This window comes from Corynebacterium glucuronolyticum DSM 44120 (assembly GCF_030440595.1).
Taxonomy (GTDB): Bacteria; Actinomycetota; Actinomycetes; order Mycobacteriales; family Mycobacteriaceae; genus Corynebacterium; species Corynebacterium glucuronolyticum.
The window spans coordinates 1200632-1223120 of record NZ_CP047452.1 but is presented as its reverse complement, the minus strand read 5'-3'; the positions used below and the strand labels follow the sequence as shown (position 1 = coordinate 1223120).

The window sequence follows — 22489 nt, the reverse complement described above, 5'->3', positions numbered from 1 at the left end:
GCAGCCCAGAACCACCACACCCCAGAAATTGTGGGGGGTACAATGAATGCGTGTACCGCAATCTACCTGCGTGGGACGATCTCTACGCCGTGGTCTTGACCGCCGAGCACGAAAGTATCTCCGCCACCGCCAGGGACAGCCACATTCACCAGCAGACCTTGAGCCAGCGCATCAATCGTGCAGAAAACACCCTGGGCATCGAGATTTTTCACCGTTCTCCTTATGGCATTGCACTCACGGCTGCAGGTCGATCGCTCCTCCCACACGTCCGCACTCTCCTCGCCCACGCCGACGAGTTTGAGGCTTCTCGACGCCTCCTTGCCCGCACCCCTGCGCACGTCACCCTGACCATCGCTGTATCGAACACCGTCGCCGAGCTCTACAGCCCCGCCTGGATCGCGACTTTTACTGCTACACACCCGCACGTGTCGATCACACAGTTACAGGACAACTCGGCAGGGGTGCGCAAGCTTGTCGCTGAGCAGCACGCCGATGTCGGCGTCGTTGAGGGAGGCACACCTCTCCACAACGAGATTGAGAAGGAACTCGGCTCAGACGAGCTGGTTCTTACCGTCACCCCGGATCACCCATGGGCAAAGCGTGACAACGAGCACCCCGTCACAGCTGCAGAGCTACGTACAACTCCCCTGGTCGTCAGGGAGAAAGGATCCGGTTCCCGCGATGTCATTGAGAACGTCCTCGGAACACTTTCACCACCTGCCGGCGAGTTCGGCTCCCTTGCTTCACAGCGATCCGGCATCATGGCGCTGAAAGCCCCTGGCATCATCGCGAAGGGCGCTATCGCAGATCATATTCAGCTTGGTCGCCTCATCGCCGTTCCCGCTGAGGTTACCTTCACCCGGCCACTTACCGCAGTCTGGCTCCGGCACGCGACGAGAAGTAAAGAAGCTAAGGAGTTCATTGACTCGATCGTTCTTCCAGCATAAATACTCCGGGTCGCTTATTGCTTTGGCCTCTCATCTTCTGAGTAGTTCTCCAACATCTGCAAACCTATAACGATCAGCGCACAGGCCTCGGCATCCGAGTCAGCGCGGTGGTGATCAAGACGGAACCATGGCGCGATTGCCTTGGTAACGGTGGGTAGCTTGTAGTTTTCCAGGCCAGGAATCAGCCTCTTTGCAGTGCGATAAGAACAGTAAAACTCTTCCGGCAGCGTCCTCGTTCCGTAGTAAGAATCCATGCTCACCCATACTCCCCTGTCGAAAGACGCATTGTGTGCATACACAGGCAGGCGGTCAACAAAAGCTCGTATGTAAGGTTCGACAAACTTCCAGCTTGGAGCATCCGCGACATCGCGAGCCGAGATGCCATGGAGATACGTGAATTCAAATTCATCGTGCCCCGGTGGAGGTTTAAGCAGCGTAGAGAATCTATCTACGATCTGGCCGTACTCGACCTTGACCATAGCGATTTGACACGCAGACCTCGAGGACCGGTTAGCTGTCTCAAAGTCAACGGCAACGAATTTCGGCTTCGCAAGTGCCTCCGGAGATGCTGCATATCTCCGTGGTGCGTGCCGACTGACCGTCGCTATAGAGTCCAATCCAGCCGCTGACCTGCCGGTGAGTGAACCTGAGTCAACCTGAGATTTCTTGGTTTCTTTTTCCAGTTCAACGAGCCGCTTCCACTCTGCTGTGTAGGGCGCAGGATCGGTTCCGCTCCTCTTAGCCGCCATCTCTTGCGCCTTGGCTTGTCTTTTCAGAAGATTGACGTGGAGATCCTGTCTAGAGGCAGGTAGCTGGAGGCCCAACCAGTAATCCAGAGTTTCCAGCTCTCCCACATAGTCCCGCTGCTTGTGCTGGATGATGAGTACCTGACTTACGTAAAATTCCATCACATTAGCTGGATTTTCTCTCGCCGCGTGCACCATTTCTTCCATGCACCCTTTGGCAAAATAGAGGGCAGTATCCAAATCCCCGTCTCGCTTTAATTGGGCGATGGGGTTCACCCAATCACAGATGTAGCGCCCCTCAAAGGTTGGCATCCTTATCGCCTGCTTCGGTTCCAACCACGGCAATGGCGCGGAGCTCTCTACGCTTCTCGCGACCGAGAATTGCGGATAATGAGATGTGGGCGCCGCAAGTGGTTGATTGGGGAGCCCGCCTTCTTCGAGGCCTCCAAGAACGTTATCAATACCGGGCGCTGTGTCGTTCCGGTGATTCCTGGAGTCTGCGTTGTCGCCACTGAGAAGGTTCGAAATGAAATCAACAAAGCCCATATCCATAACTTTATGACTAAACACAACGTAATTCCTCGGTCTGAATGAACATTCGTTCTAACGTTGTCCACCTGCAGTATGTGTGAGAACCTGGCATTTAACCCGCCCTCTCCATGCCACCTGTTGGCGTGTCTACCACCGCATTAAAAAAGGCACTCAGTGTCTCCACTGAGTGCCTTTCCTTGTACCCCGTACGGGATTTGAACCCGTGCCGCCGCCGTGAGAGGGCGGTGTCCTAGGCCGCTAGACGAACGGGGCATACGCAACGTATGCGTTTTCACTTTTTACTCTGACGGTTATACTCCGTTGAGCGTGCCCACGAGTCTACGTAACCGTCACCGAATTACCAAATGCGCACGTCATATAGCTTTTCGGGCGGTTACGAGCGGTCGGGAGTGAGGGAGAAGATACGGTGAGACGAGGCGTCGACAAGCAAAAACCACCTACAGACCGGGCGGTACGGTACGATTCCTACCCATGAAGTACTTCTCCACCCGCGATCACAACCACCAGTCCCCTGCCAGCTTCGATGACGTACTCATCCGGGGGCTAGCCCCCGACGGCGGCCTGTACCTACCCGAAAGCTACCCGCAGCTGAGCAAGGAGGACTTAGACGCGCTCAAGGGGAAGACCTACCCTGAGGTGGCCGAGGCCATTATCGAACTGTACGCACCTGGCAAGGGCCACCTCGCGCACCGGGCCTACACGACAACGGCCTTCGATTCCGAGGAGATCGTCCCGCTGACGAGGGTCACCGACAACCTGTTCATCGGCCATCTGTCTCAGGGGCCGACGGCAGCTTTTAAGGACATGGCGATGCAGCTCCTCGGTGTGCTGTTTGAGGACTCCGGCAAGGAGATGAATATCCTCGGTGCCACAAGTGGCGACACCGGCTCCTCTGCGGAATACGCCATGCGCGGACGCGACGGAATCCGGGTGTTCATGCTCACCCCGAAGGGCCGTATGACACCGTTCCAGCAGGCGCAGATGTTTAGCCTCGACGACCCGAATATTTTCAACATCGCCGTCGACGGTGTTTTTGATGACTGCCAGGACATTGTCAAGGCCGTCTCTGCCGATAAGGAGTTTAAGGAGACGTACCACATCGGCGCGGTCAACTCGATTAACTGGGCGCGGCTGCTGGCACAGGTGGTGTACTATGTCTGGCTCTACCTGCAGGCCGGCGCTCCGATTGCCTTCTCCGTTCCTACCGGCAACTTCGGCGACATCTGCGCCGGCCACATTGCCCGCCAAATGGGTGTTCCGATTACGTCGCTGATCGTAGCCACCAACGAGAACGATGTCCTGGACGAGTTCTTCCGCACGGGCACCTACAGGCCCCGTTCGGCGGCGGAGACGCTCGCCACGAGCTCCCCCTCGATGGATATTTCCAAGGCCAGCAACTTTGAGCGGTTCATTCACGATCTTGTCGGTGCTCAGCGCACGGCGGAGCTGTTCGGTTCTACCTCCCCCTCGTTTACGCTTTCCGACGACGAGATGGCGTGCGTCTCTGACGAGTTCGGGTTCGCCTCGGGGTCTTCTACCCACGCAGACAGGCTGGCTACCATCGCCCGCCTGCATTCCGAGTACGACCAGCTCGTGGACCCACACACCGCAGACGGCATTCACGTGGCGGAAACTCTACTTTCCGCCGGCACGGTCACAGGCCCCGTCATCTGCCTGGAGACCGCTCTACCGGTGAAGTTCGCCGAGACTATCTACGAGGCTATCGGCGAGAGTCCCACCGTCCCCGAGCGTTTCCGTGACATCGAATCTGGTGAGCGCCACGTCACTGACATGCCAAATGATGCGGAAGCCGTCAAACGGTTCATTGCCGAGAAGGTAGGCTAACTACTCATTTTTCTGTGTCTGCTGGTTGGCGACTGCCAGCCAGTGGTAACCGCGCTTTTCTGCCAGCAGCGAGAAGGGGGGCCGCCCGGACACTAACTGTAAGGTGGCTGGCCCCACGCCCATGAGCAAAGGCGTGCAGGAGCCTCTACGTCTCACACAAGCTGGTCTGCTATCGGGAGCGGGGGGATAGTCACCGAAATCAACAACTCAAATTAGTGCGGGTGCAACGTTCGGGTAGCGGGGAGACGGTCGCGTGGCATAAAGTACGCGTCGTCACCGTTGTGACACCCTGCACGAAAATCCGCAGTAGAATGCGCAGAGGCTGACGCAGGCAGAACTTGACACATGTGTGCAGAACACCGAAAAACTGCACCCGCCTAGGTGAAAACGACGGGTACTCGGGGAAGGGAGGAGATCGATGCGGGATCATGGTTCGACGCACGCTTCTAACGCGCGTCGCGATCACCGAGTGCCACTCCATAAGGCTTGTCTCTTGTGCAACCCCATTCTCATTCACGCAGAGTAGAGCCTCCAAAGGCAAGCAAACTTTTTAGAATAAGCCGTTTCAAAACGGGTCGGGTCGCAACAGACATATAACGTAACAATCATCTCAAACCTGGCATCTTCTGGCTCTACATGCCATGCCACAATCATTCCACTACCTGTCAAGGAGACGTGAAAAACAATGGACGGTAGGAAAAACAACTCCGTATTTAAGGATCTGGATCGAACATTCTTCGTCAGCGACCTACACCTCGGGCACCCTCTGGTGAGCCGAAAGCGAGGATTTTCTACAACAGACGCGCACGACGAATACATTATCGGCGCTATCAGGAGGGTTACCCCCCACGGCGCAAACCTCATAGTCATGGGAGATATCACTGTGCGGCGCGAAGACTACGCCCTCGAGGTTATTGACCAGTTGAAACATGAATTGGAGCTTTCTAGTCTCATTCTCCTTCCTGGAAACCATGACATGGTTCACCCCATGTGTGGGCTAGACCAAAACCTCCGATGGAGTGCCCCCTTCAACGCCGTATTCGACTACATCACTCTGCAGTTGGAAACCTACGTACCACAGGTGGGCCACGTTCTGCTCAGCCACTTACCGTGCAACGAGGCGGAAAACCGCTATACCAAACCGCACCTCGTCCGTTTCGCCCCGAAAATGAATGGGTACCTTGTCAACGTGCACGGCCATACTCACCGCGAGACCCTCATCGACCATAACTTTGTCAACCTCAGTCTAGAGGCCACAGGGCTCGCACCAGTGTCGCTGAGAGATGTCCACTATATGACCGCAATGGCTCGGAAAACCGAGAGGCAGCAACAGAAAACGTACCAGTTACGCGAGCTTTCCTTGCCTTCTCGAGCCAGCTAGCAGTTCTATCGTTTAGCCGAGAGGAGCCGAATGGAGTCTGCAGTAGGTTCAGTGTGCTCAGCGCCTGGCTGGAACGCGCACTGTTAGTTTAAGAGCTGTTAGTTCTAGAGCACTGCGCGTACAGTGGCGAACACGTCTTTTTCCTGCTCGTATGATTCCTGCGGTTTGTAAACCGCAGTGGGCGGTGGCGTGGGGATATCCACACCGGCGAACCGCAGCGCCCCCACTGTTCCAGCGTCGAAATCGGGAAGCACCTCGATGACCCAGCCCGTAACATCGGCGAGGATCTGCATCCATTCCGGTGACCGCGTGCATCCGCCAACGGTAGCGAGCGGGGCACCATTGGGCTCAATATCAAAGCTCAGCGCCAGGCACACCCCTTCCAAGATGGCCTTGTGCAGGTGTGCCTGGGTAGTCTGCGGCGTCACGCCGATGAATGCTGCTCCAGGGGTCTCTACGCGGCGGGGAAAACGCTCACGGAAAAAGGTCGGCAGGGCGACGACACCGGAGGGCCCAGACGGCAGCGCCCCGTCGATGGGGAAAAGCCGCAGAGCTTCCTCCCGGGCAGACCCCGCCACCTGGACCGCAGCAATGCTGCGATCCTTGTCATTCCCCAAGGCAAGGGTGTGTTTCTCCCGCCGATGGGTCGCCACTACCATATCGATGCTCGCATGCCACCCGGTCGTGCCCATGTAAATGTGCTTCTCCCCGATCCCAAGTGCAGTTGTACCAGCATCCCCCGGCGCGAGGATGATATCGACCCCCTGATCGGTGCCGATGTGCCCCTGCCCGATCGTGGGCAGGTGCACGGCCGGATCAACACCGATTGCCTCGCAGATGGCGGGAGACCACGCGCGCGTGGCGAGGTCCATAAAGCCGGTGGTCGATGCTGTGGTTGGATCTACATAGTGACCAAGCCCAAGGCGGTATGCGATATAGCTGAATGGAGAAAACACCACTCGCTCAACACCGAGTGTATGCATCATCGCGACGTTCGAGGTCGGCCCCTGCTGGTTGCCGGTAATGATCTCCCACTCAGCGATGTCTGGTACTGAGGACCGTGTATCCGAATATAAGACGGCGACATCATCGTCGCGATCCAGGTAAATGAGGTCGTGCATCTGGTCCGTTAAGACGATGGCCTCTGCTGTAGGGTCGAAAAGCTCGTTGAACGCGCGGAACCAATCGGATGGTTGTTGCTCCACCTGGCCAGGGGCGGGGATAGCGCGTGGGGTACGTTACGGTACGTCCGTCGGAGCGCTTGGCACCGGAGATTCCAAAATCGATGGCATACACGGTCATGGGGAGTCGGAGGCTTTTCAGATTTAGAGAGGTGGCGGTAGAGGTGCTCCTCCACCGGCGAACGGAGGACAAGATCCATGGTGACGACGGGCTTGCCGCCGTGGCTGCTATTGGCTGCACCGTGAGGATCAACGCATCCTAAATAGTAGAACCTCTTGCCTTCCTGGTCACTCTTTTCCACAAACAGGTGGTGGGCAACCTCAGACTGGAGGACGCGTTTAATTTCTGGGGAAACGAGTGTGCGATCCAGACGCGTGTACCAATGCAGGACGCCGTTGTCCTTGAAGTGATCGTTGTACATGTCCCCGTCGTAGGTGACGAAAATAGGGCATGTCGACGTTGCGGTGTCTACCTTGTAGCCGTTGATCACGCCTTCTTGGTTCGCGTCCCAGCCGAGCATGCGACACACTTGGCGGCGGCTGTACTGGCGTCAAATTACGAGCTCACCCGTGTCGGTGCCACGTAGGCGCGACAGGGCAAGGCCAGTGTCGAGGACATCGTCGACGTGGGCGCGGAAGGACTGCGCGGGATCGGCATCCGGAGAGTAAGAGTTGTAGAGGCTGGAGAAAGAATCGGAGAGGTACCATCGACCACCAGCCTCGCGGATCAGCGGCACTGTGCCGAAACGTGCACCGAACTGTTTGGCGGAATAAAACTGCAGGGTAAGTACCCGATAGACGTTACGGCGAATGACAGGATCCGGGATGAGTTCCACGGGTCAACGCCGTCCCCGGCGCCGCGGGTAAGGGAGCGTAAGATGTGCAGTTCCTGGGGTCGGATGGCATCGAGAAGCTCCTGCGACATGAAGGTGAGGAAACGTGCCTCCTCGTCTGTGGGCGCGTGCTCCACCGCCCGGAACTGACACAACAATGACCAGTAGTTTTTCTTCCGAACAACAACATCAGGATCCATCGTTTCGAAGCGGAGAAAATCCATGAGCCGGGGAATCCGTCCAAAGCGGTGCGAGAGGTCCGTGAAAGCGGATCGGATCTCCCGCATACCGTCAATCTTGCTGGTCGAGATTGCGTCAAGTACACGCTTGGTAGCAATCCGGTCGAAGCTCACCGTCGAATTGGTGGGAACCCCATCCCCGGTGATCACCTTCTTGCGCAACGCTTCCTTGCTGCGAGACTGGTCACCGGTGAGGGCGATGGGGATCATGTAGTTGTTCTTGTAGTTGCCGATGAAATCGATGACGCGTAGGTGATCCTTCCCCGGCGCTTTGCGTAACCCGCGGCCGAGCTGCTGGGTAAAGACGATGGAGGACTGCGTCTCACGCATGAGCACGATTTGGTTGACACAGGGGATGTCGATACCTTCATTGAAAATGTCCACGGTGATGATGTAGTCGATCTCACCTTGTTCGAGCTGCCCAACGACTGCTTCCCGGCGCGCGGGTGCATCCGCGTCGGCGAGCGCAACTGCGCGGATCCCCCGCCGGGTGGGTTCTTCGGCGAGTGCGTGGAATATCTCCACGCTGGAGGTAAAAATTAACCCGTGGACATCGTCTACTCTGCCGTACGTGTGCAGCGTGTCCACCACATCCTCGACCCGCCCGGTATCGGCGATGCCGTAGTAGTGCAACGGAACCGGCATCTTTTGCTTAAGCGCCTCACCCACGCGGATTTCATAGGAGACGTTGTAATCAAAGAGGTCATAGATGTTGAACCCGTCGGTTCGCTCCGGCGTAGCCGTGAGCCCGAGCAAGAACCCAGGCGTGAAGTAATCAATAATCGCCCGGTAGCTGTCGGCGCCGGCTTTGTGAACCTCGTCAATGACGATGTGGTCAGACCTCTTACGTGGCACCATGTGCAGGTTCTTGGACAGCGTCTGCACGGATGCGAACAGGTAATCGGCGACCAGTCTGCCCGGCCCCCACGGCAACGCCATACTTCTTTGCCCCCAGCACCCGCTCGAACTCGCTCCGCGCCTAGGTAAGGATTTGTTCGCGGTGAGCGATGAAGAGCACGCGCGTGGGGTCTGCATGGCGAACAGCGAAGGCTGCAAGGATTGTCTTGCCTGTGCCGGTGGCCGAGATGACCACCGTCGGCGTTTCCCCCGCCTCGCGGACGTCCTCGATCTGCTCCAGCGCCACCGCTTGCATCGGGTTGGGAACGAGCTTCTCCCCCACCCGCGGTTGATCGCCATCGACGGTGATCACACGCTTGCGCCGGCGCTTCTCATAGTCTGCAATTCAGGCCTCAGTGAGCGGGATGCACTGAGATCGTTGCTTGTCGACGGCCCGCCTCAGCAGTTCGACCACGTCACCGTCGCCGGTTGTATAAAACTTGAAGTTCCACTCCTCGTTGCTCGCCAACGCATTGTTGGTGAGGTTACTGCTTCCCCACGATGGCAGTAGCCACGCCACCCTCATGCTCGAAGACGTACCCCTTGGCATGAAAACCCCGATCGAGATCCGTGTGAACATACACATCCGCACCCGGCAGGGCCATCAACTCACGCAAGGCCTCCGGATCGGTGAAATCCAAATAGGTGGAGGTGATGATCGTATTGCGCGTGCCCTGGCGGAGAGCCCGGCGCCCGGAGTCCACCAAGGACTGTTTCAACGCGCCAATGCCGCTGGTGTTGATAAAGGCCACGGAAAAGTGAAAAGACCCAGCGATCGCAATTTCGGCGCGCAGGGCCTCCAGCATGGTCGCGCCCTGGTTAAAAACAAGAGAGAGTGGGGATGAGCTAAGAAAAAGACGGCGTTGGCGCAGAAACAAAACCGTAGCGCACCGCTTGAATCAGATCATCTTGCATAACACTAACCCTACGGGCCCACCGCCGCCCAGGGAAGTAAACGCGGCCGTCCACACATAACGTAGACCCCGCATGCGAGAACATGCGGGGTCAACGAATCTGTTCGGCTTAGCTACCTAATGAGCCAGTGGCGCGGTCTCACGATTGGGGAGGTAGGAGAGGTTAATCTCCGTCTCCGGATCGAAGAACACACAACCATCGGGCACTGGGCGCACCCAGATCTGGTCGCCCTTTTCAAGGACATCGTGCTTACCGGCACGTACGGTGACCATCTTGCCACGGACACGAACTGGAGAATTCTTTGTCATGTGTGCGTGACAGTAAGTATAAATTTCCGCACCGAGGTGTTCGACGATAGCGACGTCGAGTGGTAGACAAAACTCCTCGGGCTCCTCGTTGACGGAGACAATCTCCCAGTTTTCCGGTCGTACTCCAACGATCACGGTATTACCACTGAGCTTTAGCGCGTTTTCCCGCGCCAAGTTGAGATCCATACGGTGTCCCTCGCCGACAACCGCACGCCCCTCTTCCACGGCGATACCATCGAGCAGCGTCATCGACGGGGACCCGATGAACTGCGCCACGAACGTATTACCGGGGTTGTTGTACAGCACCTGGGGCACATCGACCTGCTGCAGGATGCCGTCCTTCAGCACGCACACACGGTCCCCCATGGTCATAGCCTCGGTTTGGTCGTGGGTCACGTACACAGTCGTAACTCCCAGCTCGCGCTGCAAGGCAGCGATCTGGGCACGTGTGGACACACGAAGCTTGGCGTCGAGGTTACTGAGTGGCTCATCCATGAGGAACACCTTTGGCTCCCGCACAATTGCGCGACCCATGGCGATACGCTGGCGCTGGCCACCAGACATCGCCGCCGGCTTCTTATCCAGCAGATCCTCCAGCTGGAGCATCTTCGCAGCGAAATCGACGCGCTTGTCGATCTCTTCCTTCGGAACCTTCTGGTTCTCCAGAGCGAACGAGATATTCTGGCGTGCCGTCATATTGGGGTACAACGCATAGGATTGGAACACCATTGCCACGTCGCGTTCGCGAGCTCGGGACTCACTGACATCCTGTCCATCGATGAAGATCTGCCCTTCATCGACGGGCTCGAGGCCAGCAAGCATTCGCAGGGTGGTGGACTTGCCGCAGCCAGATGGTCCGACAAGTACAAGGAATTCCCCATCGTCGATGGTGAGGTTGATCCTGCTCACTGCAGGCGGGCGTGCCGGGTCGTAGATCCGGGAGGCCTGGCGAAACTCTACAGCTGCCATTGTCTACTATCTTCCTTTCACGTTCCCTTTGTCGTACCTGGGCTTAGAGGAACGGCGTGATCTGCTGGTCGATGGTCTTCTGGGTTTCCTTCTGAAGATCCTCAAACACAGCGGTGACATCTTCCTGTCCCACGGTGATGCGATCGAGCGCACCGCCGATGCGGGCTCCGCCACCGGGCACGAAAACGCGGGCGTAATCCTGCGGAGCGGTGTTCTCAGCGAGCTGCTTGATCGCTGTTTGGGCGTTGGGGTTGTCCTTCAGGTACGCCTTCTCGTCTGGATGCTCAATAGCTTCCTTGCGTACGGGCATGTAGCCTGTGGCCTGGGAGAACTTCACCGTGTTTTCTACGTTTGTCATGAAGTCGATGAACTTTACGGCGTTGCGCTTACGCTCATCAGAAATACCGTTGGCCACGGCGAGGCCGGCACCGCCAGTCGGGCAGCCCGGGGTCGGCCCCGGGAGGTAGGTGGTGATGAACGGAATGGTGGCCGTCTTGTTCAGGCCTTGCAGCGAGCCTGTGGACTCCAACAAACCTGCGGCGTTACCTGCGCCGAACTGCACAGTGGGATCGGTTTGAACGTCGATGTACCTCTTCCCCACCATTTCCTTGAGGAACTCTCCCGCCTCGATGGACTTCGGATCCGTAAACGTGGGCTCCCACTCCTTGGAGTAGGCACCACCAAAGGTCCAGATCATGCCCTGGAAGTACCAGTCAAGGTAGTTCGAACCATCGGGCACGACAACCGCCGGCTTGCCGCCGTTGGCTTCTACGAGCTTGGGTGCCCACTCTGCGAACTCCTGCCACGTCTTCGGCCCACGATCTGTGGGAAGGCCCGCCTTAGCCAGAATGTCCGTGTTGAAGTACATGAGGCAGGTGGAGCGGCAGTATGGAACGCCGTAGTGCTTGCCATCGTAGGCATAGTCCTCGCGGAGGGTGTCTACGTAGCTATCCTGGTCGGTTCCTACTTCCTTCCACAGGTCATCCAGCGGAGTGGTGGCCTCGTTGAAGGCGAAGTTAAACCAGGTCACGTCGCTAGCGACAATGACGTCCGGCAGGTCTCCGCCGGCAAGAGCTGCGTTGAACTTCTGAGCGAGCTCCTCGTAGTTGGCGCCTGCGCTCACAAGCTCGACGGGAATATCCGGGTTTTCCGCCATGAAGGCATCAATCATCTCCTGCTCCATATCCTTGGAGCTAGCGGGGTGGTTGGACCAGAACTGCAGCGTGCCGTTTCCTTCTTGTCCGCCACCACCGGCGGCACTGGTGCTACCACCAGCGCAGGATGCCAGTCCGAGGGCGGTTGCGCCCATGACGCCGAGTCCGAGAGCCTTACGACGGCTGATTTCAATGTTGAGCGGGTTCATTGTGATTCTCCTTGAATGAGGTGTGTTATCTGACGGTGCGACACGCGCCGGCAGGAAAAGGGATGTGTTTCCAGGGGTTGTCTTGTTGATGGGGACGGTCTTTGTTGTCCGGCAGAGTCTCTGTTCTGCGATACAGGATTGTTTTCCGGAACAAGGCTCTGTGATCTAGCCCTTGACCGCGCCTGCGGTCAAGCCCTTGATCATCTTCTTCTGCAACAATAGGAAGGCAACGAGCATGGGGACGGTGGTGAGCACAGTGCCCGCCATAACTGGTCCCCAGTTGGTGAGGCCCTCGGCATCCTGCAGGCGTGTAAGGCCAACAGGAAGTGGAGCAGTCGCCGCGGTGTCAGTGATAAGGAATGGCCACAAGTACTGGTTCCATTCACCGACAACCGTAATGAGGACAAACGCCGACAACGTCGGCCAGCTCATCGGCAGGACAACCTTGAACAGCGTGGTAAAAAATCCAGCACCATCCATTTCGGCAGCTTCCATGATTTCCTTCGGCAGACTCATGAAATGGTTACGCATGAGGAACGTGCCAAAAGCAACGCCGGCAAGCGGGATGATCACACCGGCGAATGTGTTACGCCAACCGAGGGAGGCGACCAGCGCATAGTTTGAAATGATCGTGATCTGGTTCGGCACCATGAGCGTCGCAATGACGAGCATGAAAAGCAGGTTGCGACCGGGGAACTTGAGGAACGCAAACGCATAGGCGCTCATCACACCCAGCCCGACTTCCACTACGGTGAGTATCGCCGTGATGATGACAGAGTTTCTCAGATAAAGGTTGAAGCCTGAGGTTTCCATCACATAGGAATAGTTCTCTGGGGCAAAAGGATTTGGCCAGAAAGTAATTGGATCCGAGTAGACATCCTGGAATGTCTTAAACGAGGTAACAACAATGAAGTACAGCGGCACGAGGATGACAAGGACAGTGGCAGCAAGCGCCATGTACCCGAACACCCTGGCAATCGTGGACGTATGCTCCATTCCCCCGCCTCGCGCAACACGCTTCCGCTGCGCGTCGGTGATGACGGGCTCGCCCTCTCCCTGTGATCCTGGAACTGGGGGCAGGTTCTTCTTCGGGCCTTCCGGCAGTGGGAGCTGGCGCTTACGTCCACTGGTCAGACGGCGCTTCGTGCGCCTGGTGGTGCCATCTCCTGTGCCTACACCAATTGCGCTCGACATTTACTTATCCCCCTTTTCTTGGCAGTACACCTGGATAGCGGTGATAACGAGAACGACAAGGAACATGATCGTGGCGACGGCAGCACCGTAACCGGCACGGCTATTCACGAAGGTCTCCTGGTACACCTGGAAGACCATGGTTGAGGTGCCATAGCCGAACGGCCCACCCTTTGTCATCGCGTTGATGATGTCAAAAACTTGGAAGGAGTTCAGTAGCACAGTGATCGACAGGAAAAATGTCGTCCCGCGCAACTGAGGCATGACAACTCGGAAGAAGCGACGCATCGGCGGAGTTCCATCAATCTCCGCTGCCTCATCGAGATCCTTACGGCGCCCCTGCAGTGCAGCCAAGTAAATGACGAATACGTAGCCCACGTTCTTCCACACGTACGTGGTTGTGATCATGAACAGCGCCCACTTGGACTCTTGATAGAAGTTTGGTGATTCGATCCCGAACCAACCGAGGAAGTACTGGATGAGTCCGTAATTGGGGTCGAACACAAACTGGAAAGCAACGCCGATGGCGGCGCCGGCAATAACATAAGGTGCAAACACCATGGATCGCACCGCGCTCCGACCGAACAGTTTTTGGTCGAGCAAAAGCGCCAGTGCAAGTCCGATCATCATGGAACCCGCCACTGCGAAGAATGTAAACACGGCAGTGTTGAAAACAACCGTTTTTGTCTCCGGGGCAGTGAACCACTCAATGTAGTTATCCAAGCCCACAAACTTCATTCGCGGGGAGGAAATGTTCCAGTTATAGAACGAGATCCTGATGTTGTCGATGAGAGGGCGGTAGGTGAAGATGACCAGAAGTATGAGGTTCGGAAGCACCAGCGCTGCCGCCAACAGCATCTGTTTGGTGCTGTATTGCGGACGTTGCTTCTTATGCGCGAATATTTCGGATACCTCAGGCCTTTCGCTCACCGCAGGTATTAGCGTAGCCATGAATGTGAACCTAAACGTATTACGTTAACGGTTAGTTACCTACGCAGACCTAAACAGTTAACTCTCCGTTAATACTTGGCTTTGCAGCACCTCTACTGTCCGCTCGTAGAACGCGGGGTGAGAGGCGGATAGGCACGCTCATTCAGCAACACCCCTCAAAATCCACCTGCGAATAGCAGCCCGATTGCGTTAATTACCCCCGGTGTAGGGTACACACCTCTGCCGTACGGAAACTTTGTAGAACATAAGAAAAACAACCGACCGGCACCCAAAATCCACCTTCCGCTCCGCGATTAGCTGGGAGAATACCAAAATACAAAACTTTCCCCCTAAAACTTAACTTTTACTAAGAGTAAGGCTTTATGTGCGCTAAGGTGATATCTTTAAAGAAGAATGGGGCGTTGCGCTGGACAAACTCCACACGCTGTCTGCTACTATCAGAAACCGCGCCACAAAGACGTAGCGCGAAACCTTAAATTCCCATAAGAAAAGGAAGGACCAGATCCATGGATCTCAGCACCACTCTCAACATTGTAAAGTCCATCATCAAGGCTCTCAAGGGCATCGCTTCCGGCGACATCGACTTCGAGAACCTCTCCTCCAACTTCGACAAGCTCAGCTCCGCCTTCGAGGGTGCTGAGGGCTCCTCCAAGGCAGACGCTGCTGACAAGGTTGCCGAGGGCAAGGACGCTATCTCCAAGAAGTAACTTCTAGGAATACCTCAATCGTGGCACGATCTTCGTGCCACGATTTTTTTGCTCTAGTGCCCGGTCCCTCCATCACCGCCACCCGAGCCAAATCCGAGGCTAACCCTTCCTAGCGCAAGAACCAATTCCCCCCTCTCTCGTACACCCTGCGACAAGCCTCGTACACCCTCCGACAAACAATGCCCCACTCAGATGCGAGGAAAACCACGCATCTAGGTGGGGCATCGGCTCGTAGAGCACGTGGACAGTCTCAAAGACGCATGAGGTCAGAGCCCAATGGTGCAGTCTCGGGCGGATTTCTTAGAAACAGTCCACCGTAAAAATTACAGGTAGCTCTTTTTCTGTCACGAAACGATTTCCGGGGGCCTCATCGAGAGAGGAAAGAGGGCCTAAAATGAGTGGCTCAGCGTTCTCCTGCCGCATATAAGCAAGAATCTCATCCCTGACGTACACGTGCGCTGTGCCGCAATCGCCCCAGATGAGCGTGTCAAAGTTATCAGTGGACAGGTTGAGAAGGTGAGTGTACCCCTCTGGAAAGAAGAGATCGTTAGCAAAAGTACCGGCTGGGCCAAAGATGATATTGGATACCCTCTCCTCTTCCTCACCGAGAATGTCAACAAGCTCCACACACAGCTTGTCGCTCGACTGCACAACCTCCGGAGTTGAGTCCACAAAGCAGGTCTCATACTCCATCTCATCTTCATCAAGGAATCGCATGCGTTCATCTTCTTCCTTCTCGAAGAAGTGCTCGCTGCCACGATAAGATGCCAGCCGTCCGTTGAGTTCAACCGGATTTTCAAACACATAATCTGCCTCTTTTACGAAAGGCAGATACCTCTCGAAGGTACTCGGTGCAGGAATGGCATCCTGAGAAGTAGGCGGAAGGTCCGCAGAGTCCGTGCCGGGAATACGTGGGATGAAACGCAGTTCCCAGCCGTCGGCATCCTTCCGAAGATTGTCGAGATCGCAGGTGTCTTCAATTTCGGAGCCGAAAAACAGATCATTTCCCGTAAGGAGCTGCAGCAACCCGTGTGAGGGGTAGCCATCAAGTGTCGGAATATCAGCAAGATTAACCTGGATAACAAAGGTCAGCGGCCGGCCAGATCTTCCTTTGGGCCATGTATATCCCTCAGGCAAAAAGGGTGTTCCGCCAATGAACGTTCCATGTAGAGCAACCATTCTTTTTCCTTACTCGAAAAGGTCAATGTGAGACGATGCGATTGGGTAATCCAACGGTGGGAGTACACGACAATGGCTGATTCTCCATCGCCGATGTGCTCATTCCCATGTGTTACTGAGAGTGTAAAACCGTCTACCATTGAACGCACGGCGAAGAATCCGGGAGGGTACCCCCTCCAACCCTCTCGAACCCCCTCCCACGCCCCTCACCCCGGTATAAGGAACAATCGGCTCGTGGTGGAGTCGTGATGGTCGGTAATGATCCTTACTCCCGCGCCCTAGGAAACGATCACTGCGGGGGTTCCTTGAAGCTGTTCACAATTACTGAGAGACCAAAGCACGCTTTCGAGTACAGTAACTTCGCTGATCGCGACCGACTGAAATAATCGAAAGAAATACCTGACAATAAAACGTGCGAAGACCGTAGTGCCGTTTCCGTTCCAGTTGGCGTTCTCTCTACCAGCAAGGAATTCAATAGTGGGTCACGCTCTTCACCGGTCGGCGCCACACACTAGCCCACACCGGCAGTCATACCATGCACGTCGCGCCAATAAACAACTAAGGCAGCCAGTGACAAACTGACTGCCTTAACTCTGTACCCCGTACGGGATTTGAACCCGTGCCGCCGCCGTGAGAGGGCGGTGTCCTAGGCCGCTAGACGAACGGGGCATATTTATTTTTACTTCATCCGAAAATGAAGAGCTGGCCTACCAGGACTCGAACCTAGAATGGCGGTACCAGAAACCGCTGTGTTGCCAATTACACCATAGGCCATTTGTTTCCGACTTCCTCGTCGGCAACGCAGATAACTATAACCATAACGCCGTTTACTAGCAAATCGCCAGGTAAATGCTCGTATTAGGGTGTGATATTCGGCCGAAAATGACATCGTCGGAATTTAGCAAAACTCCTCGCGCCTCAGGTGAAACTATCCACCTGAGGTGCGAGGAGCCTGCCAGTTGTGAAGAACGCTTTTACACGCTTATGCGCGAAGGCTTCTCTGCCTACTGCTGCGCCTCAGCCTGCCAGGGAGTGACCGTCTGAGCTTTCTTGATGCGCCCCAGCGTGCGCTCCTTTCCAAGGAGCTCCAGAGACTCGAACAGAGGCGGAGAAACAGCCTCACCAGATGTCGCTACGCGGATGGCACCGTAAGCCTTACGTGGCTTGAGCTCCAGCTCGTCGATAAGCCTCGTCGACAGCGCCTTCTCGATGTTCTCCGTCGTCCACTCCTCCAGGGGCTCAAGGGCAGCAAGAGATTCAGCGAGAGCCTGCACCGCATCGTTCTTGAGGTTCTTGCGGGCTGCCTTCTCATCGAGGGTGAACTCGTCCTCGTCGATCACAAGGAATTTGAGCAGACCGTAGGCCTCAGAAAGCGTCTTGATGCGCGTCTGTACCAGCGTCGCGGCGAAGGCGAAGTCTTCATCGGGCAGATGGAAATCGTAGTGCTCTGCAAGGAAGGTCTTGAGGCGCTCCTCAAAGTCCTTCGGGTCAAGCATACGGATGTGGTCGGCGTTGATCGCTTCGAGTTTCTTCTGGTCAAAGCGGGCCGGGTTCCCCAAAACATCATGGACGTCGAAGGACTTAACGAACTCATCGACACTAAAGATGTCCTGGTCCCCCTTCAGCGACCAGCCGAGCAGTGCCAGGTAGTTGAGCATCCCCTCAGGGATGATGCCCGCATCGCGATGGTTGAAGAGGTTCGACTGCGGATCGCGCTTAGACAGCTTCTTGTTGCCTTCACCCATGACGAATGGGAGGTGGCCGAACTCCGGGGTCTGCTTCGCAATCCCGAGTTCTTTCAGCGCCTCGTACAGCGCGAGCTGGCGCGGCGTGGAAGGAAGAATGTCCTCGCCGCGGAGCACGTGGGTGATCCCCATGATCGCGTCGTCGATGGGGTTCACCATTGTGTACAGCGGGGATCCGTCTGAACGAGCGACAACGTAGTCGGGCTGCGTCTCCGGGGCAAAGGAGATCTCTCCGCGCACCATGTCATTCCATGTCCAGGTACGCTCGGGCATCTTGAAGCGCCACACAGGCTTGCGTCCCTCTGCCTCGAAGGCAGCCTTCTGTTCGTCGGTGAGATCACGATCGTAGTTGTCGTAGCCCAGGTGCGGGTCACGGCCGGCAGCCTTGTGGCGAGCCTGAACCTCTTCGTTGGTGGAGTAAGCAGGGTAGACGTATCCGGTTTCCTTCAGCTTCTCCAGCACTTCGAGGTAGATGTCACCTCGCTGGCTCTGGCGGTAGGGCTCATGAGGACCACCCTTTACTACCCCCTCATCCCAGTCGAGCCCGAGCCACTGCAGTGACTCGATAATCGCCTGGTAGCTCTCCTCGGAATCGCGGGCAGCATCGGTATCCTCGATGCGGAAAATCAGTTTGCCACCGGTGTGACGGGCATAGCCCCAGTTGAAAAGTGCTGTTCGCACCATACCAACGTGCGGCGTGCCGGTTGGGGACGGACAAAATCGAACGCGTACATCAGACATGGTCTAAAAGTCTACCCGCTACAATTTCTCATCATGCGACCAAGCAGACCTTCCAGACCACACACAGCCCCGGACTTCCTCTTGTCACGTGTCCACGGCTCCGTCCGCACCCAGGGACGAGCAGCCTTTTACACGTCCGTTGACGAGGCGATCGCCGCGCTACCTACGGCAGGGCTCATAGTAGGGGCGCTCCCCTTCGATCCCTCCGCCCCTGCTGCACTGACAGTTCCCAAGTCCGTGATCTGGGAGGAGACATCGCTGCATCCCCACCCGTACTACCTCACCGGCGAGGGATCTACGCTCAAGGCGCACATCGCCGGGTTCGACCCATCTCCTGAAGAACATCTAGCTCGCGTTACCGCAGCTGTGGAGGCACTAAAACGTGGCAACCTGGACAAGGTGGTCCTGGCGCGCGCAGTCGATATCGCCTTTGACGAGCCGGTTGACCCACGCCTTGTCGCCGCACGGCTCATTGCCACGTCGTCATCCCATGACGGTTTCATCGTTGACCTTGGCGGATCCTGGCTTGTTGGGTGTTCACCTGAGGTGCTCGTACGCAAGCAGGGCGCAGAAGTCACGTGCTACCCCCTGGCGGGTACCGCACCGCGCAGTGCAGATCCGGTTGAGGACCAGGCTGCAGCGAACCGACTGCTGGCATCGGCAAAAGATCTCGCGGAACATCGCTTTGTGGTGGATGACATCCGCGCGTCGCTGGAACCTCTCACCTCGTCTCTCACTATCCCGGACACTCCGGAACTGACCAGCACGAACGAAGTGTGGCACCTGGCTACCCCCATACGCGGTAAACTCAGCGACCCAACGCTCACGGCACTCGATCTTGCCCGCGCTGTCCACCCCACACCCGCGATCTGTGGCACCCCGGAGGAAGCCGCGCGCCAGATGATCCTCGATGTGGAATCCGATCGCCACTTTTACGCGGGCACTGTCGGCTGGGCCGATGCGAAAGGAAACGGCGAGTTCATGGTTGCTATCCGCTGCGCCGAGGTGTCAGAGGACGGTACCCGTGGCCGGGCATGGGCCGGTGGCGGTATCGTTGCCCAGTCCGATCCGCAGCAAGAACTCGAGGAGACAACTGCCAAGTTGGGAACAATCCTGCGCGCGCTGGGGTTGTAATTTTTCTGACCCACGCTCTACCGCTCACCCAGAGCTCCCCGGATCGCAGGCGCTAGGATGCGCGAGCACCGCAGCGCGGCACCGCAGCGCGGCACTCCCGCACCAGCGCATTAGCGGGTCTTTGCCAGCGGAGGAACTGGGAGTTTACCCGGCCCCACCAGGGTGTACCGCAGATCACCAAGCAGTCCGCGATTCACCAGCGCTTACCTGCGATCACCAGGTTTTATCAAACCTGAGGATTTTCTAGAGCACTCGGTTTCGCAGCTGCCCCAGGCCTTCTACCTCAATAGTGACAGTGTCTCCTGCTGCGAGCTGGTGCTGCTTCACCGGCAGCCCGGTGGCGATAATGTCACCCGGCAGAAGGGTCATGGTGTGGGAGACGTATTCGATCATCTCACCGAAGCTCCACACGATTGAGCTTGTCGACGCCTCTTCATAGGTGGTCTTTTCCTCACCGCGGGTCACGTGGCCGATGACCTCGGTGTCCTCCACGTTGAGTGACTCGAGATCCGTATCAATCCACGGGCCGACCGGGCAGAAGGTGTCGAATGCGCGCGCACGAACAGCCTGTTCGCCGGGGGTATCGAGGCCGACAGCCGAGACATCATTGAGAATCGTGGCGCCAAAGACTGCCGAGCGCCAGTCTGCGGCAGCGACGTCCTTGCACGGCTTCCCGATGACGAGTGCCAATTGGCCTTCAAAAGCCGCACCCATGGCAGCTGCGGGAATCCTAATGGGGGCACCCGGACCGATAACTGCAGTCGGGGGCTTAAGTAAGAAATTCGGCTCCCCATCACCGTGATTATCCTCGATAAGCACGATCTTTGAGGGAAGCATCGGGGCGAGGAGCTTCACCTCGTCCGGGCGAAATTCCTTACCTGTGTATTCCGGCTCCTCAAAGGGGTGGCCGGCGATCGCACGGAACGTCAGGTTCTGCTCTTCACCGTCGACGGTGGAGAAGCTCATAGATTCTTTTGTTGCAATTCGAGCAAAACGCATATTGGAAACTATACCTACAACAAGAAAGCCCAGCGTCTTCCAACGAGAAGAAGCTGGGCACGTTGTTCAGGCTCTAGGCGAGAGCTGCGGCGATCGTATCCCCTACTTCTGCGGTCTTGACCTCGCCCGCCGGGCGTGTCTCCACGTCATGGGCAACGGCATCGCGGACGCGCTGAGCATTCTCGTCATCGCCAAGATGCTCAAGGAGCATCGCCACAGAAAGGATGGCAGCGCGCGGGTCGGCGATCCCCTTTCCTGCAATGTCCGGCGCGGATCCGTGAACGGGCTCGAACATGGACGGATTCGTGCGAGTCGCATCGATGTTGCCTGACGCTGCTAGACCAATGCCTCCTGTGATGGCACCAGCCAAATCGGTGAGGATATCGCCAAAGAGGTTGTCGGTCACGATGACGTCGTAGCGCTCCGGGTTGGTCACCATGTAGATTGTGGCGGCATCGATGTGGTTGTAGTCCACTTCCACCTCGGGGTACTCCTTGGCAACCTCATCGACAGTGCGCTTCCACAGACCGCCAGCATTAACAAGCACGTTCATTTTGTGCACAAGCGTCAGCTTTTTACGGCGCTTCATTGCCCGTTCAAAGGCATCGCGCACGACGCGTTCAACGCCATAGCGCGTATTCTGCGATACCTCGGAGGCCACCTCGTGCGGGGTTCTGTGGCGAAGCGTGCCGCCGTTGCCGCAGTACAGGCCCTCCGTTCCCTCGCGGACGACAACGAAATCGATCTCACCGGGATCCTTCAGCGGGCTGGGGGACGTGGGATATAGCTTCGCCGGGCGCAGGTTGACGAAATGATCCAGCTCGAAACGGAGTTTTAACAGCAGTCCGCGCTCCAGCACACCGGGGGCAACCTCGCCAGGCGCACCAACCGCACCAAGCAGGATTGCATCGTGCTCGCGAAGAGCAGCCAGATCCGCATCGGTGAGCAGATCGCCGGTAGCAAGGTAGCGCTTCGCTCCGAGATCAAAGTCGGTGACCTCAACATCGTCGCGGACGGTCTTCAGAACCTTAAGCGCTTCGGCGGTAACCTCTGGCCCGATACCATCTCCACCAATCACTGCCAATCTCATATTATGAACTCCATTTCTCACTATGTGACTAGTTGAAGTCTAACAGTCCCTACCCCCCGGCAACAATGCCACACAAAATCGCAGGAAAACACACTACGATCCCCCTCCGCGTGTGCCCAGAAACTTCTAATACAGTCGGTACGCAGTGTCGAAGTACCTCTGCTCTTCCCGATATTGATCCACAATCCACGGGTTAACCAAGAGGCAGACCCCGGCCCCAAAAAACCGTGCCATCGTATCCGGGTTAGAGGAATTCAGTCCCTGCGCACAACGATCGAGTTCTCTAAAAGAACCCCGCACCTCCAGGCCTCCCTGCGACGCGGCATAGATACTGAGCATCATGTTTCTGTCATTATCCGCTTGCAGGAAGTTAATAAAGCCCAAAAGTGGTGGCCAAATGATTTGAGAGGATGCGTACATGACCTGCCCTACCGGCGTGTCCGGGTCATATCCCTGTGTTGACTGAGCTGAAGCTGGTCCTGCGACACAGGAAGCTGCAAGAACAGCAGCAAGGGCACTGCGGACGATAACTGATCTGTGCGTCATATTCACCATGCTACCGGCCAGCAGTGCCCT

20 protein-coding genes, 3 tRNA genes and 1 pseudogene are annotated in these 22489 nt (G+C 56.8%); 5 read left to right on the top strand and 19 right to left on the bottom strand.

What is annotated here, in order from left to right:
- Positions 1-50 precede the first annotated feature (50 nt).
- Positions 51-947: a LysR family transcriptional regulator gene (locus tag CGLUCO_RS05585; RefSeq protein WP_005396146.1), complete on the top strand. Its 897-nt coding sequence runs from the start codon at positions 51-53 to the stop codon at positions 945-947.
- Positions 948-961: 14 nt separating this feature from the next.
- Here CGLUCO_RS05585 and CGLUCO_RS05580 read toward each other — a convergent pair whose 3' ends face one another.
- Both CGLUCO_RS05580 and CGLUCO_RS05575 read right to left on the bottom strand, forming a co-directional pair.
- Positions 962-2239, bottom strand: coding sequence for a 3'-5' exonuclease (locus CGLUCO_RS05580; RefSeq protein WP_232621856.1), 1278 nt, complete (start codon positions 2237-2239; stop codon positions 962-964).
- A 185-nt stretch (positions 2240-2424) separates the two neighbouring features.
- Positions 2425-2497, bottom strand: a tRNA-Glu gene (locus tag CGLUCO_RS05575).
- Between the two features lie 219 nt (positions 2498-2716).
- On the opposite strand from CGLUCO_RS05575, the gene thrC reads away from it, so the two are divergent.
- Both thrC and CGLUCO_RS05565 read left to right on the top strand, forming a co-directional pair.
- Positions 2717-4090 (top strand): threonine synthase, encoded by a 1374-nt coding sequence (gene thrC / locus CGLUCO_RS05570; RefSeq protein WP_084036223.1) that lies wholly within the window; start codon positions 2717-2719, stop codon positions 4088-4090.
- Positions 4091-4775: 685 nt separating this feature from the next.
- On the top strand, positions 4776-5471 hold the full coding sequence (locus tag CGLUCO_RS05565) for a metallophosphoesterase (RefSeq protein WP_005392294.1): 696 nt from the start codon (positions 4776-4778) through the stop codon (positions 5469-5471).
- 104 nt (positions 5472-5575) lie between these two features.
- On the opposite strand, the gene CGLUCO_RS05560 is transcribed toward CGLUCO_RS05565, so the two are convergent.
- The 10 genes and pseudogenes from CGLUCO_RS05560 to CGLUCO_RS05515 form a co-directional block, all read right to left on the bottom strand.
- Positions 5576-6676 carry an FGGY-family carbohydrate kinase gene (locus CGLUCO_RS05560; protein ID WP_143336855.1) on the bottom strand — a complete coding sequence of 367 codons (1101 nt, stop codon included), beginning with the start codon at positions 6674-6676 and terminating at the stop codon, positions 5576-5578.
- Positions 6601-7188 (bottom strand): annotated as a pseudogene (locus CGLUCO_RS05555) (DUF3427 domain-containing protein); the annotation flags it as partial. The gene CGLUCO_RS05560 and the pseudogene CGLUCO_RS05555, both read right to left, overlap by 76 nt.
- A 15-nt stretch (positions 7189-7203) precedes the next feature.
- Positions 7204-7488: a DUF8090 domain-containing protein gene (locus tag CGLUCO_RS05550; RefSeq protein WP_472843674.1), complete on the bottom strand. Its 285-nt coding sequence runs from the start codon at positions 7486-7488 to the stop codon at positions 7204-7206.
- The gene (locus tag CGLUCO_RS05545; RefSeq protein WP_159447580.1) at positions 7380-8663 is read right to left on the bottom strand and encodes a DEAD/DEAH box helicase; all 1284 of its coding nucleotides are present in this window, start codon (positions 8661-8663) and stop codon (positions 7380-7382) included. Before CGLUCO_RS05545 ends, CGLUCO_RS05550 begins: the two co-directional genes overlap by 109 nt.
- A 40-nt stretch (positions 8664-8703) precedes the next feature.
- Positions 8704-8934, bottom strand: a complete 231-nt coding sequence (locus CGLUCO_RS05540; RefSeq protein ID WP_143336858.1) for a DEAD/DEAH box helicase family protein — start codon at positions 8932-8934, stop codon at positions 8704-8706.
- Between the two features lie 172 nt (positions 8935-9106).
- The gene (locus CGLUCO_RS05535; RefSeq protein WP_084036226.1) at positions 9107-9427 is read right to left on the bottom strand and encodes a phospholipase D-like domain-containing protein; all 321 of its coding nucleotides are present in this window, start codon (positions 9425-9427) and stop codon (positions 9107-9109) included.
- Positions 9428-9652: 225 nt separating this feature from the next.
- The gene (locus tag CGLUCO_RS05530; protein ID WP_084036227.1) at positions 9653-10813 is read right to left on the bottom strand and encodes an ABC transporter ATP-binding protein; all 1161 of its coding nucleotides are present in this window, start codon (positions 10811-10813) and stop codon (positions 9653-9655) included.
- A 43-nt stretch (positions 10814-10856) separates the two neighbouring features.
- Positions 10857-12176 (bottom strand): ABC transporter substrate-binding protein, encoded by a 1320-nt coding sequence (locus tag CGLUCO_RS05525; protein ID WP_005392280.1) that lies wholly within the window; start codon positions 12174-12176, stop codon positions 10857-10859.
- 165 nt (positions 12177-12341) lie between these two features.
- Positions 12342-13370, bottom strand: coding sequence for a carbohydrate ABC transporter permease (locus tag CGLUCO_RS05520; RefSeq protein WP_084036228.1), 1029 nt, complete (start codon positions 13368-13370; stop codon positions 12342-12344).
- Entirely contained in the window at positions 13371-14318 is a 948-nt protein-coding gene (locus CGLUCO_RS05515; RefSeq protein ID WP_084036229.1) for a carbohydrate ABC transporter permease, read from the bottom strand. It abuts the gene before it with no gap.
- 506 nt (positions 14319-14824) lie between these two features.
- Here CGLUCO_RS05515 and CGLUCO_RS05510 point away from each other — a divergent pair.
- Positions 14825-15025 carry a hypothetical protein gene (locus CGLUCO_RS05510; RefSeq protein WP_070739021.1) on the top strand — a complete coding sequence of 67 codons (201 nt, stop codon included), beginning with the start codon at positions 14825-14827 and terminating at the stop codon, positions 15023-15025.
- Between the two features lie 300 nt (positions 15026-15325).
- Here CGLUCO_RS05510 and CGLUCO_RS05505 read toward each other — a convergent pair whose 3' ends face one another.
- The 4 genes from CGLUCO_RS05505 to gltX form a co-directional block, all read right to left on the bottom strand.
- On the bottom strand, positions 15326-16204 hold the full coding sequence (locus CGLUCO_RS05505; protein ID WP_084036230.1) for a DUF1963 domain-containing protein: 879 nt from the start codon (positions 16202-16204) through the stop codon (positions 15326-15328).
- A 596-nt stretch (positions 16205-16800) separates the two neighbouring features.
- Positions 16801-16873 (bottom strand) — tRNA-Glu (locus CGLUCO_RS05500).
- Positions 16874-16906: 33 nt separating this feature from the next.
- Positions 16907-16978, bottom strand: a tRNA-Gln gene (locus tag CGLUCO_RS05495).
- A gap of 230 nt (positions 16979-17208) precedes the next feature.
- Entirely contained in the window at positions 17209-18690 is a 1482-nt protein-coding gene (gene gltX, locus CGLUCO_RS05490) for a glutamate--tRNA ligase (RefSeq protein WP_084036231.1), read from the bottom strand.
- Positions 18691-18723: 33 nt separating this feature from the next.
- On the opposite strand from gltX, the gene CGLUCO_RS05485 reads away from it, so the two are divergent.
- Positions 18724-19824: an isochorismate synthase gene (locus CGLUCO_RS05485; RefSeq protein ID WP_034989638.1), complete on the top strand. Its 1101-nt coding sequence runs from the start codon at positions 18724-18726 to the stop codon at positions 19822-19824.
- 243 nt (positions 19825-20067) lie between these two features.
- Here CGLUCO_RS05485 and CGLUCO_RS05480 read toward each other — a convergent pair whose 3' ends face one another.
- The 3 genes from CGLUCO_RS05480 to CGLUCO_RS05470 form a co-directional block, all read right to left on the bottom strand.
- On the bottom strand, positions 20068-20823 hold the full coding sequence (locus tag CGLUCO_RS05480) for a fumarylacetoacetate hydrolase family protein (protein WP_081446556.1): 756 nt from the start codon (positions 20821-20823) through the stop codon (positions 20068-20070).
- Between the two features lie 73 nt (positions 20824-20896).
- Entirely contained in the window at positions 20897-21913 is a 1017-nt protein-coding gene (locus tag CGLUCO_RS05475) for a 3-isopropylmalate dehydrogenase (protein WP_005392267.1), read from the bottom strand.
- 126 nt (positions 21914-22039) lie between these two features.
- Entirely contained in the window at positions 22040-22459 is a 420-nt protein-coding gene (locus tag CGLUCO_RS05470; RefSeq protein WP_231286173.1) for a hypothetical protein, read from the bottom strand.
- Between the last annotated feature and the right edge of the window lie 30 nt (positions 22460-22489).

Bases quoted from the DNA above. Each gene is read 5' to 3' on its own strand.
- CGLUCO_RS05470 (WP_231286173.1), bottom strand. From the start codon at position 22,459: ATGACGCACAGATCAGTTATCGTCCGCAGTGCCCTTGCTGCTGTTCTT.
- gltX (WP_084036231.1), bottom strand. From the start codon at position 18,690: ATGTCTGATGTACGCGTTCGATTTTGTCCGTCCCCAACCGGCACGCCG.
- CGLUCO_RS05515 (WP_084036229.1), bottom strand. From the start codon at position 14,318: ATGGCTACGCTAATACCTGCGGTGAGCGAAAGGCCTGAGGTATCCGAA.
- CGLUCO_RS05480 (WP_081446556.1), bottom strand. From the start codon at position 20,823: ATGCGTTTTGCTCGAATTGCAACAAAAGAATCTATGAGCTTCTCCACC.
- CGLUCO_RS05535 (WP_084036226.1), bottom strand. From the start codon at position 9,427: ATGCTGGAGGCCCTGCGCGCCGAAATTGCGATCGCTGGGTCTTTTCAC.
- CGLUCO_RS05510 (WP_070739021.1), top strand. From the start codon at position 14,825: ATGGATCTCAGCACCACTCTCAACATTGTAAAGTCCATCATCAAGGCT.
- CGLUCO_RS05545 (WP_159447580.1), bottom strand. From the start codon at position 8,663: ATGGCGTTGCCGTGGGGGCCGGGCAGACTGGTCGCCGATTACCTGTTC.
- CGLUCO_RS05505 (WP_084036230.1), bottom strand. From the start codon at position 16,204: ATGGTTGCTCTACATGGAACGTTCATTGGCGGAACACCCTTTTTGCCT.
- CGLUCO_RS05485 (WP_034989638.1), top strand. From the start codon at position 18,724: ATGCGACCAAGCAGACCTTCCAGACCACACACAGCCCCGGACTTCCTC.
- CGLUCO_RS05475 (WP_005392267.1), bottom strand. From the start codon at position 21,913: ATGAGATTGGCAGTGATTGGTGGAGATGGTATCGGGCCAGAGGTTACC.
- CGLUCO_RS05520 (WP_084036228.1), bottom strand. From the start codon at position 13,370: ATGTCGAGCGCAATTGGTGTAGGCACAGGAGATGGCACCACCAGGCGC.
- CGLUCO_RS05580 (WP_232621856.1), bottom strand. From the start codon at position 2,239: ATGGGCTTTGTTGATTTCATTTCGAACCTTCTCAGTGGCGACAACGCA.
- CGLUCO_RS05565 (WP_005392294.1), top strand. From the start codon at position 4,776: ATGGACGGTAGGAAAAACAACTCCGTATTTAAGGATCTGGATCGAACA.
- CGLUCO_RS05525 (WP_005392280.1), bottom strand. From the start codon at position 12,176: ATGAACCCGCTCAACATTGAAATCAGCCGTCGTAAGGCTCTCGGACTC.
- CGLUCO_RS05530 (WP_084036227.1), bottom strand. From the start codon at position 10,813: ATGGCAGCTGTAGAGTTTCGCCAGGCCTCCCGGATCTACGACCCGGCA.
- thrC (WP_084036223.1), top strand. From the start codon at position 2,717: ATGAAGTACTTCTCCACCCGCGATCACAACCACCAGTCCCCTGCCAGC.